This is a genomic window from Candidatus Streptomyces philanthi, from assembly GCF_059553635.1.
In genome coordinates this window covers 1-10,448 of sequence record NZ_JCANQV010000209.1, presented here as the reverse complement: position 1 = coordinate 10,448, position 10,448 = coordinate 1, and the positions used below count along the sequence as shown (strand labels likewise).

Annotated in this window: 9 protein-coding genes and 1 pseudogene; 6 read left to right on the top strand and 4 right to left on the bottom strand. The window is 75.5% G+C overall.

The annotated features are described in order from the left end of the window. The 4 genes and pseudogenes from AC51EU_RS21545 to AC51EU_RS21530 form a co-directional block, all read left to right on the top strand. Window positions 1-382: pseudogene (locus AC51EU_RS21545) on the top strand (cobalamin biosynthesis protein CobG); the annotation flags it as partial. A gap of 58 nt (window positions 383-440) precedes the next feature. Further along, a complete protein-coding gene (locus AC51EU_RS21540; RefSeq protein WP_496268663.1) occupies window positions 441-1,070 on the top strand; it encodes a precorrin-8X methylmutase in 630 nt (209 codons plus the stop codon). After that, complete coding sequence (locus AC51EU_RS21535) at window positions 1,067-2,704, top strand: precorrin-2 C(20)-methyltransferase (protein WP_496268662.1); 1,638 nt, start codon at window positions 1,067-1,069, stop codon at window positions 2,702-2,704. The genes AC51EU_RS21540 and AC51EU_RS21535 overlap by 4 nt, the downstream gene beginning before the upstream one ends. A 2,239-nt stretch (window positions 2,705-4,943) precedes the next feature. Next, on the top strand, window positions 4,944-5,168 hold the full coding sequence (locus AC51EU_RS21530) for a hypothetical protein (protein ID WP_496268661.1): 225 nt from the start codon (window positions 4,944-4,946) through the stop codon (window positions 5,166-5,168). Window positions 5,169-5,392: 224 nt separating this feature from the next. Here AC51EU_RS21530 and AC51EU_RS21525 read toward each other — a convergent pair whose 3' ends face one another. Next, complete coding sequence (locus tag AC51EU_RS21525) at window positions 5,393-6,160, bottom strand: cobalt-precorrin-6A reductase (RefSeq protein ID WP_496268660.1); 768 nt, start codon at window positions 6,158-6,160, stop codon at window positions 5,393-5,395. A 17-nt stretch (window positions 6,161-6,177) separates the two neighbouring features. On the opposite strand from AC51EU_RS21525, the gene AC51EU_RS21520 reads away from it, so the two are divergent. Next, window positions 6,178-7,329, top strand: a complete 1,152-nt coding sequence (locus tag AC51EU_RS21520) for a cobalt-precorrin-5B (C(1))-methyltransferase (RefSeq protein WP_496268659.1) — start codon at window positions 6,178-6,180, stop codon at window positions 7,327-7,329. Window positions 7,330-7,579: 250 nt separating this feature from the next. Here AC51EU_RS21520 and AC51EU_RS21515 read toward each other — a convergent pair whose 3' ends face one another. After that, entirely contained in the window at window positions 7,580-8,401 is an 822-nt protein-coding gene (locus tag AC51EU_RS21515) for an MmyB family transcriptional regulator (RefSeq protein WP_496268658.1), read from the bottom strand. 134 nt (window positions 8,402-8,535) lie between these two features. Here AC51EU_RS21515 and AC51EU_RS21510 point away from each other — a divergent pair, with 134 nt between their 5' ends. Then, complete coding sequence (locus tag AC51EU_RS21510; RefSeq protein ID WP_496268657.1) at window positions 8,536-8,976, top strand: hypothetical protein; 441 nt, start codon at window positions 8,536-8,538, stop codon at window positions 8,974-8,976. A 17-nt stretch (window positions 8,977-8,993) separates the two neighbouring features. On the opposite strand, the gene cobM is transcribed toward AC51EU_RS21510, so the two are convergent. Further along, the gene (cobM, locus tag AC51EU_RS21505) at window positions 8,994-9,782 is read right to left on the bottom strand and encodes a precorrin-4 C(11)-methyltransferase (RefSeq protein ID WP_496268656.1); all 789 of its coding nucleotides are present in this window, start codon (window positions 9,780-9,782) and stop codon (window positions 8,994-8,996) included. A 40-nt stretch (window positions 9,783-9,822) separates the two neighbouring features. Beyond that, window positions 9,823-10,448: precorrin-6Y C5,15-methyltransferase (decarboxylating) subunit CbiT (cbiT, locus tag AC51EU_RS21500; RefSeq protein WP_496268655.1), on the bottom strand; the 626-nt coding region annotated here is incomplete at its 5' end.

The following is a 10,448-nucleotide window of genomic DNA, read 5'->3' as shown; positions in this document are numbered from 1 at the left end:
CGCCACCGCCGACGACCGGCTGCGCGGCCTCGCCGCCGCCGGGCTGATCACCGACCCGTCCTCCCCCTGGTACCGCGTCGGCGCCTGCACCGGGCTCCCCGGCTGCGCCAAGTCCCTCGCCGACGTACGGGCGGACGCCGCCGCGGCGCTGGCGGAGGCCGCCCCGCAGGGGGACGCCGGGCACCTGCCCGTCCACTGGTCCGGCTGCGACCGCCGCTGCGGCCACCCGCACGGCACCTGGGTCGACGTCCTCGCCACCGAGGACGGCTACCGGGTGTCCGTCGTGGACGCCGCGCGCCCCGAAGGCCCGCCCGTTCCCGCCGCCACACCGTCGGCGGCGCTCCGGGCCGCGCTGCGCCCGCGGCCCGCGACCGCCCCATGACGCCGCGACACCCCTTTGTCCCCCGCCCCATCCGCACGACCACCACCCCGAGGCCACTGTGACCGCGTACGACTACGAAAAGGACGGGGCGGAGATCTACCGCCGGTCCTTCGCCACCATCCGCGCCGAGGCGGACCTCGGCGCACTGCCCGCCGACGTCAGCCGGGTCGCGGTCCGGATGATCCACGCCTGCGGCATGGTCGACCTCGTACGCGACCTGGCCTTCAGCCCCGAGGTCGTCACCAGCGCGCGGCGAGCGCTGCGCGCCGGCGCGCCGATCCTGTGCGACGCCAACATGGTCGCCAGCGGCGTCACCCGCAAGCGGCTCCCGGCCGGCAACGAGGTGCTGTGCACCCTCGCCGACCCCGCCGTCCCCGACCTCGCCGCCCGGATGGGCACGACCCGCAGCGCCGCCGCCCTGGAACTGTGGCGCGACCGCCTCGACGGCGCCGTGGTCGCGTTCGGCAACGCGCCCACCGCCCTCTTCCGCCTCCTGGAGATGATCGACGAGGGCGCGCCCCGCCCCGCCGCCGTCATCGGCATCCCCGTCGGCTTCATCGGCGCCGCCGAGTCCAAGGACGCGCTGATCGCACACCCGTCGCTGGAGCACCTCGTGGTGCGCGGCCGGCGCGGCGGCAGCGCCATGGCCGCGGCCGCCGTCAACGCCCTGGCGAGCGAGGAAGAGTGAGCGTGAACGAGCAGCAGCGGCCCGGCCGCCTCTACGGCGTGGGCCTCGGCCCCGGCGACCCGTCCCTGATGACCGTACGGGCCGTCCAGGTCATCGCCGAGGCCGACGTGATCGCGTACCACAGCGCCCGGCACGGCCGTTCCATCGCACGGTCCATCGCCGCCGCGCACCTGCGGGCCGACCACATCGAGGAGGCGCTGGTCTACCCGGTCACCACCGAGACCACCGACCACCCCGGGGGCTACCGGGGCGCGCTGGACGCGTTCTACGAGGAGGCCGCCGAACGGCTCGCCGCGCACCTGGACGCCGGACGCACCGTCGCCGTGATCTCCGAGGGCGACCCCCTCTTCTACGGCTCGTACCAGCACATGCACAAGCGGCTCGCCCACCGCTACCCGACCGAGGTCGTCCCCGGCGTCACCTCCCTCAGCGGCGCGGCGGCCCGGCTCGGCAAGCCGCTCGCCGAGGCCGACGAGGTCCTGACGATCCTTCCCGGAACCCTGCCCGAGGAGGAGCTGACGGCCCGGCTCGCCGCCACCGACACCGCCGTCGTCATGAAGCTCGGCCGCACCTTCCCGACCGTCCGCGACGCCCTGGAACGTTCCGGCCGGCTGCCCGAGGCCCGCTATGTCGAACGCGCCACCATGCCGGGGGAACGCACCGGCCTTCTGGCGGAGGTGGACGCGGAGACCGTGCCGTACTTCGCGGTGGCGGTCGTGCCCAGCCGGGTCGCGGAGGCGGGGGCGGGGGAGCCGGCCGGTGACCGGGCTACGACCGGTGACGGGGCGGCGGACGGTGCCGGCGCTGCGGCTGGCGCTGGAGCTACGACCGGTGCCGGCGCTACGGCTGATGACGGCGAGGTCCGGGGGGAGGTCGTGGTCGTCGGGACCGGGCCCGCCGGGCCGCTGTGGCTGACGCCCGAGTCGCGGGGCGCGCTGGCCGCCGCCGAGGACCTGGTCGGCTACGCCACCTACCTGGACCGGGTGCCCGTACGCCCCGGCCAGCGCCGCCACGCCTCCGACAACAAGGTCGAGTCCGAACGCGCCGAACTGGCCCTGGACCTGGCCCGGCGCGGCCGCCGGGTGGCCGTCGTCTCCGGCGGCGACCCCGGCGTGTTCGCCATGGCCACCGCCGTCCTCGAAGTCGCCTCCCAGGACCCCTACCGCTCCGTACCGGTCCGCGTCCTGCCCGGCGTCACCGCCGCCAACGCGGCCGCCGCCCGCGCCGGGGCCCCGCTCGGCCACGACTACGCGGTGGTCTCCCTCTCCGACCGGCTCAAGCCCTGGGAGGTCATCGCGGAACGGCTGCGCGCCGCGGCCGCCGCCGACCTGGTGCTCGCCCTCTACAACCCCGGCTCCCGCAGCCGCACCTGGCAGGTCGGCAAGGCCCGGGAACTCCTCCTGGAGCACCGGGCGCCGGACACCCCGGTCGTCCTCGCCCGCGACGTCGGCGGCCCCGAGGAGTCCGTCCGCACCGTCCCCCTCGCGGAACTCGACCCCGCCCAGGTCGACATGCGCACCCTGCTGCTGATCGGCTCCTCGCAGACGCGGGCGGTACGCCGCGCCGACGGCACCGAGATCGTCTGGACGCCCCGCCGGTACCCCACCGGGCAGGACGACACGCCGTCGGCCTGATCGCACCCGTGCGGTTTCCGCCACGGCCCGCCACGCCCCCGCGGCGCGGCGGGCCGTGGCGCGTTCTGGGCGCTTTGTGGCGCGTTCCGTAGGGTTCGCGGGGACACGTCGAACGGTTGACGGCACGTCCTTTTCTCCGGATCGACCGAACTGTCGGCGCCCGTTCGCCGTTGAGGTGGCACATTGTGCTGTACAGGCTTCCTCCAGAAGCCGGTGCCGACGGCACCGGCGCCGCCGGCGTCCTGCACGACCTCCGTGCTCCGGCGGGGTGGGTCCCTGCCACAACGGCACCGAAGAGACGAAGTCGGAGAACCATGACCAGGGTTCACTCATGAGCCCCCGCGCGAGGCGACGCCGGGGCCCGGCCACCCCCTGCCCGATGTGCGGCGGCACCGACCTCCTGTGGGAGGACGAAGGCGTCTACGGAGGCGGCGAACTGCTCTGGTGGTGCGCCGACTGCCTGCACCAATGGCACGCGAGCGACTACGCGACACCACCGTCCCTCCCGTCCCCGGGTCTTCTGCCACCGCCGCGGCATCAGGAGGTGCCGCGGTGGCCGGGGGCGGGGGCCGGGGCTGGTCCTGGCGCCGGGGGCGAGGCTGGTCTCGGCGCCGGGCCTGAGGCGCCTCGGGCGGGGGCGGCGGGGTCCGGGCCTGTGGGACCAGGGGGCACGGGGCTGGGTGCTACGGGGCCGGGAGCTGAGGCCGGGTTCGGGCTCGGGCCGGGGCCGGGTGGCGAGGCGGTGCGTGTCCCCGGGGCTGATGGTGCGGCCGGGCGTGTCCCAGGGCCTGCTCCTTCTCTGGAGGCGGTACGACCACCGGCTCTGGAGCCGGGGCCGGTGTCTGGGCCGGGGACGGTGGCCGTTCCGCACGGGACGGCAGGAGCGGAGCCGGTGCCTGTACCGAGGGCAACGCCCGTACCGGGGGCAACGCCCGTTCCGGAGCCGGTGACCGTGCCCAAGAGCCGGTCCGTTCCGGAACCGGAGTCCACACCCCGCCCGGAGCCGATGGCCGGGCCCCGCCCGGAGTCAATGGCCGAGGCCCGCCCGGTGCCGACGGCTGCGCCCCGTCCGGAGCCCCTCCCAAGGCCGACATCCTCGTCATGGCCCGAGCCAACGCCTGGGGCCCGTCCAGAACCGACGTCAGCTTCCGTCCCGGGGCCGACACCCGCCTCCCCTCCGGGGCCGCCACCGGCACTTCACCCGGAGCCCACCCCCGCGCCCCGCCCCGCCCCGACGCCCTCGTCATGGCCGGAGCCGACGCCCCTGCGCGCCACCCGGACGACGCCACCGCCGCCCTCGGGGCCGCCCCTCGCGTCCGTACCCGCCCCGTCGCAGGAACCGGCGCCCGCGCCCGCGCCACCCACGACATCGCAGGAACCGGCCTCCACACCCGCGCCCCCACCGACGTCCCGGCCCCCGGCATCCGTTGCCATGGCCCCGCCGGCCCCAAGAACCCCGGCGCCCGCGCCCGCCCCGCCGGCGCAGGGCCCCGCGTCCGTGCCCCCGCCACCGATCGCACCCCCGCGCATCTCACAGGAGCAGACGCCCGCCCCGGCCCCTGCTCCCCCCTCGGAACGCCCCCCGGTCCCCGCGGAGTTCCCGCCCGCCCCCGTGGCGGAGCCCCCCGCACCGCACGGGGCCACGACGAGTACCGGGCCAACACCCGCACCACCGTCCCCGCAGCAACCACCCGCGGGCGGCGGCACCGTCGCCGAGCGGGTGATGCACGCCGCCGGTCTCGTCCCGCTCGTACCGTGTCCGGGCGCATACGACCCCTGGCCCTGCCGCTGCACCCAGTGCGGCCGCCAGGTGAGCCCCACCTACCGCCAGGTCCGCGACGAGTCCGCCACCTGCCCCTGCCGCACCCCCCGACGCCGCCGCCTCCCCCGAGGACGCTGACCCCATCACCCGGACGACCACAGCGGCACCCGCGCCCTGAAAACGCGGGTGCCGTCGTGGTTCGCGGAACTCGTTCGCCGCCGTGGTGAATTCCCCGGCACACCAAAAGTTCACATTCCGCACGCCGTAGCGATTCCTGGGGCGGCGGAAATGGGGGGATGTGGGGCCGGGCGGTCGAATCCGGGGGCCGGAATTTCGTTCGAGGGTGTGTGGCGTCTTTGTTCTTGTCGGGGCGGTGGCGTCAACGGGGTTCCGAAAGGCGGGTTGCGGGCGCAACTCCGAGGTGCCGGAGGGAGTTTGACAGCGCGGTCCAGACTCGACCCCAGGAGAGGAATGGGAATGGTGGCAGAGCGTGGTTCGGCGATCGGGCGGATCAAGGAGGCCGAGGCGGCGCGGGACGAGCTGCACAGTGCGCTGCAAGGGGTGGGGGTGACCCTTCCGACGCTGATCCTGGACGCGACGTCGCTGGCCGGGGAGTTCCCGAACCCGCTTGTCGATCTCGGACGGTGCACGCCGGAGGTCGCGCGGCGGCTCGCGGACGTGCTGCGGAAGTGCCCGACATGAGCGGGGAGATCACGAAATCCGGGACGGCGCGGGAACCGCGGCCCGACACCCGCGACGAGAAAGTCGCACAGCGCCGCGAGGAATTACACGAAAGAGTCCGGGAAGCGAATCGCCTCAGCGGGAAATGGCCTCGGTGACGCGGGGTCCGAATCCCGGAATTTTCCGGCCGGTCGGTCGGAACTATTCCGGCCGTCCGGTCGGAAATGCGGAGGGCGGGCGGACGGTCAGCGCAGCCGCTCGCGCAGCCAGTCCAGCGCCCCGTCCGGGTCGTCGGCCACCGGTATCCCCTCGGGGACCGGTGGCCGGCGGACGATCACCACAGGGATGCCCGCCTCGCGGGCGGCGGCCAGCTTCGGGGCGGTGGCGGCTGCCCCGCTGTCCTTGGTGACCAGCACGTCGATGCCGTGCTCGCGCAGCAGCGCGCGCTCCCCGTCGAGGGTGAAGGGTCCGCGGTCGAGGAGGACGCGCATCCGGGGCGGGTGCGGGGGCTCGGGCGCGTCGACGGAGCGCATGAGGAACCAGAGGTCCGTGAGGTGGGCGAAGTGGGCCAGGCCCATCCGCCCGGTGGTGAGGAAGACCCGTCGGCCCAGGTCGGGGAGGGCATCGGCGACCTCCTCCAGGGAGGCGGCCGGATGCCAGAGGTCGCCCGGACCCGGTACCCACCCGGGGCGGCGCAGGGCCAGCAGGGGAACATGGGCACAGGCGGCCGCCTGTGCCGCGTGGAAACTGATCGTGCCGGCGAAAGGATGAGTGGCGTCGATGAGCGCGTCCACCGCGTGCTCGCGCAGCCAGTGGGCCAGTCCCTCCGGGCCGCCGAACCCCCCGATACGTACCTCGCCCTCCGGGAGCCGGGGCGCGGCCACCCGGCCCGCGAGCGACGAGGTGACCCGTACGGCGGGCGCGTGCGCCGCCAGCGCCCGGGCCAGCCGGCGGGCCTCCGTGGTGCCGCCGAGGATCAGTACGTGCGGCACGGTGCGGGCGGTGTCGTTCATGGGGCGGGGTTTCCTCCGTGGGTGAAGCGCAAACGAAGGCTACGGGAGGGCGCGGCGCGCAGCTCGCGCACACCGGCCTGCGGCCCGGCTGGACGACGGGCGCCTGTGCGACGGCGGCGAGCACGGCCGCGTACACGGCGCTGCTGGGCGGCGATTTCCCCGACCCCGTGACGATCAGGCTGCCCAAGGGCCACACGCCGTCCTTCGCACTCGCGGTGGAGGAGATGCCCGAGGGGCGGACGAGCGCCATGGCGGGCGTGGTGAAGGACGCCGGTGACGACCCGGACGTGACGCACGGTGCGCTGGTCCGGGCCCGGGTGCGGGAGCTGCCCGCCGGGTCGGGCGTGGTGTTCCGGGCGGGGCCCGGGGTGGGGACCGTCACCCGGCCGGGGCTTCCGCTCGACGTCGGGGAGCCCGCGATCAATCCCGTACCGCGTCAGCTGATCCGCGGGCACCTGGACGAGGTCGCGGCCCGGTACGGCAGGCCGGCGGCGGACGTGGAGGTGGTGGTCTCCGTCGACGACGGCGAGGAGATCGCCCGCAGCACCTGGAACCCCCGGCTGGGCATCCTGGGCGGTCTGTCGATCCTGGGCACCACCGGGGTCGTCGTCCCGTACTCCTGCTCCGCCTGGATCGACTCGATCCGGCGCGGGGTGGATGTGGCGCGTGCGGCGGGACGGCGGCATGTGGCCGGGTGCACGGGGTCGACGTCGGAGAAGACCGTCGTCTCCCTGTACGGCCTGCCCGAGGACGCGCTGCTGGACATGGGGGACTTCGCGGGCGCGGTCCTCAAGTACGTCCGGCGGCACCCGGTGGAGCGGCTGACCGTCTGCGGCGGCTTCGCCAAGCTGTCCAAACTGGCCGCCGGGCACCTCGACCTGCACTCGGCGCGCTCCCAGGTGGACAAGGGCTTCCTGGCGGAGCTGGCCCGGCACGGCGGCGCGGACACCCCCCTGGCCGACGCCGTCGCCGCGGCCAACACGGGCCTCGCCGCCCTCCAGCTGTGCACGGCGGCCGGTGTCCCCCTGGGCGACCTGGTGGCGGCCGCGGCCCGCGACGAGGCCCTGGCCGTCCTGCGCGGGGCACCGGTCACGGTGGACGTGGTGTGCGTCGACCGGGCGGGAGCGGTCGTCGGCCGGGCGGAACCGAAGGGGCCCGGCGGGCGGTAGGGGCCGGGGAGCGGTTGGGGCGCTTGCGGCGCGGGGCGGAACGTACGGTGTCCGGCGCGTCCGGTCGCCGGGGGAGCCGCCCGCTCCTGGTTCTGCCGTCGAACCCCCGTCGTCTCCCCGCCCGGAGGACGGGCCTCGCGGTGTCCGCCGCGTGCGATCTCACGGCGGCGGGGCGTACGGGGACGGCCCGGCAACACGGTGAACGTGCGTACAGCGCGCCGCGAGGCGGCCGACAGCGTGACGGCAGGCCCTACGCGCCCTCCACCTCCTCCGCCCTCTCCCGCAACACCCGGTCCGTGAACGCGTCCAGTGGGTAGAACAGTTCGATCGCCAGCTCCGAGAGGGTCACGTCGGCCGGGGCGCCGAAGGTGGCCATGGTGCTGAAGAGGGACAGTTCGCCGTGGGGGGTGCGAAGGCGCAGGGGGACCTGGAAGGGGCCGGTGGCCGCTGCCGGATGGTCGGGGGCCGGTGGCGGTGGTGTGGCGGGTGCGGGGTAGCGGCGTATCTCGTCGTGGAGGGCGCGCAGGGCCGCGTCGCCGGTGGCGGTGACCTGGCGGCCGAGGCGTTCGAGGAAGTGGGCGCGGATCTCGTCGAGGTTGGCCAGGCGGGAGGCGAGGCCCTCGGGATGGAGGGTGAGCCGGAAGACGTTGGGGCGTGGCTCCAGCAGATGGGGCGGGACGCCGTCCATGAGGACGGAGAGGGCGCGGTTGCCGGTGAGGGCGTTCCAGTGGCGGTCGACGACGACGGCGGGGTACGGCTCGTGCGTCGTCAGCATCATGTCGAGCGCGGCCCGGACGGAGGCCAGGCCCGCGTCGTCGAGGCTGCTCTCCCGGTAGGCGGGCGCGTAGCCGGCGGCCAGCAGGAGGGTGTTGCGTTCGCGGAGCGGGACGTCGAGGGCGGCGGCCAGGCGCAGCAGCATCGCACGGCTGGGGTGGGCGCGGCCGGTCTCGACGCAGGAGAGGTGGCGTGCGGAGGTGTCCGCGGCGAGGGCGAGGGCGAGTTGGCTGAGCCGACGCCGCTGCCGCCACTCACGCAACAGGGGTCCCACCCGGGACGGGCGTTCCGCATCCATGGCAGGGACCTCATCACAGGTACCGGACCGCGGTCCATGACCTCAGAGGTCATTGAGTCCATGACACGGGCGGTGCCACCGTTGCCCCGACCCGGGCCGGTACCGATGCCGGCCCGCCTACCGGGGAGGCCCGTATGAGCACTCCGACGCGCACGTCCGCCCTGCCCGCCGGCCGGACCGGCGCGCCCGGCCTGCTGCGCACCAGCCTGCGGACGGACGCCTGGGCCTCCGGCGCCTTCGGCGTCCTCCTGCTCGCCGGCAACGGCCTGCTGGCCGGACCGCTCGGCATGCCCCCCTCCTGGTCCGTCCCGTTCGGGATCGCGCTGCTGGGCGGGGCCGCCGCGCTGGGACTCATCGCCGGGTATCCGGTGATCCCGTCCCGTCTCGCCCGCACGGTCGTCGCCGGCAACGCGCTGTCCGCCGTGGCGATGGCGGTGCTGGCGTTCTCGGGCGTCATGCCGCTCACCGGGGCGGGCATCGCCTTCCTGCTGTTCGGGGCGGTGGTGGTGGCCGTCTTCTGCGAGCTGGAGTTCATGGGGCTGCGAAGGTCCCAGGCGGCGGGGACGGTGGTCTGAGGCGCGCGCCCCGCCCCTCACTCCGGCGCGTGCGCCCCGTCCGTCCCCGGTGCGCCGCAGGTGTGCGGGCGCGCGCGGTCCGGTGAGTAGAGGTGGCTGTCGCGGAACTGCTCGGCGCCCAGGGTGCGGCCGACGAGGATGACGGCGGTACGGACGATGCCCGCGGCCTTCGTCTGCTCCGCGATGTCGGCGAGGGTGCCGCGCAGGACCGTCTCGTCCGGCCGGGAGGCCATCGCGACGACGGCGGCGGGGCAGTCGGCCCCGTAGTGCGGCAGGAGTTCGGCGACGACCCGGTCGACGTACATCGCGGCCAGGTGCAGGACCAGCAGCGCGCCGCTGCGCCCGAGGGTGGCGAGGTCCTCGCCCTCGGGCATCGGGGTGGCGCGCTGCGCGACGCGGGTGAGGACGACGGTCTGCCCGACGGTCGGGACGGTCAGCTCGCGCTTGAGGGCGGCCGCCGCCGCGGCGAACGCGGGGACGCCGGGGACGACCTCGTACGGCACGCCCGCCGCGTCCAGCCGGCGCATCTGCTCGGCGACCGCGCTGAAGACGGACGGGTCGCCGGAGTGCAGCCGGGCGACGTCGTGGCCCTCCTCGTGGGCGCGGACCATCTCGGCGGTGATCGCGTCCAGGTCCAGTTGGGCGGTGTCGACGAGACGGGCCCCGGGCGGGCATTCGGCGAGCAGTTCGCGCGGCACCAGGCTGCCCGCGTAGAGGCAGACGCCGCAGGCGGCCAGGGTCCGGGCGCCGCGCAGGGTGATCAGGTCGGCGGCGCCGGGACCCGCGCCGATGAAGTGGACGGTCATGCTCGTGGGGCTCCTGGGTGGGATGTGGGGGAGGAAGGGGTCAGGGCTTGACGGCCGACCACTGGGTGACCGGCATCGCCTGGCGCCACCCGGTGAAACCGCCGACCGGGGCGGCGTGCGCCACCGCCAGGCGGACGAGTTCGCCGCCGTGCCGCCGGTAGCGGTCGGCGAGGAGCGCCTCGGACTCCAGGGTGACGGTGTTGGCGACGATCCGGCCGCCCGGGGGCAGCGCCTCCCAGCACGCGTCGAGCAGGCCGGGCGCGGTCAGCCCGCCACCGATGAACACCGCGTCCGGCACCGGCAGATCCGCCAGCGCCCCGGGCGCGGCCCCGTGGACGACGCGCAGCGACGGGACGCCGAGGGTGTCCGCGTTGCGGCCGATCCGCGCGGCCCGCTCCGCGTCGCGCTCCACGGTGACGGCACGGCAGGTGTGGTGCGTACGGAGCCATTCGATCGCGATGGAACCGGAGCCGCCGCCGATGTCCCACAGGAGTTCACCGGGCGCCGGGGCCAGGGCCGCGAGGGTGGCGGCGCGGACATGCCGCTTGGTGAGCTGCCCGTCGTGCTCGTACGCGGTGTCCGGCAGGCCGGGGACGGCCGCCAGCCGCGGCGCGCCGGGCTCGCGGGCGCAGTCCAGGGCGATGACGTTGAGCGGGTCGCCGGGCG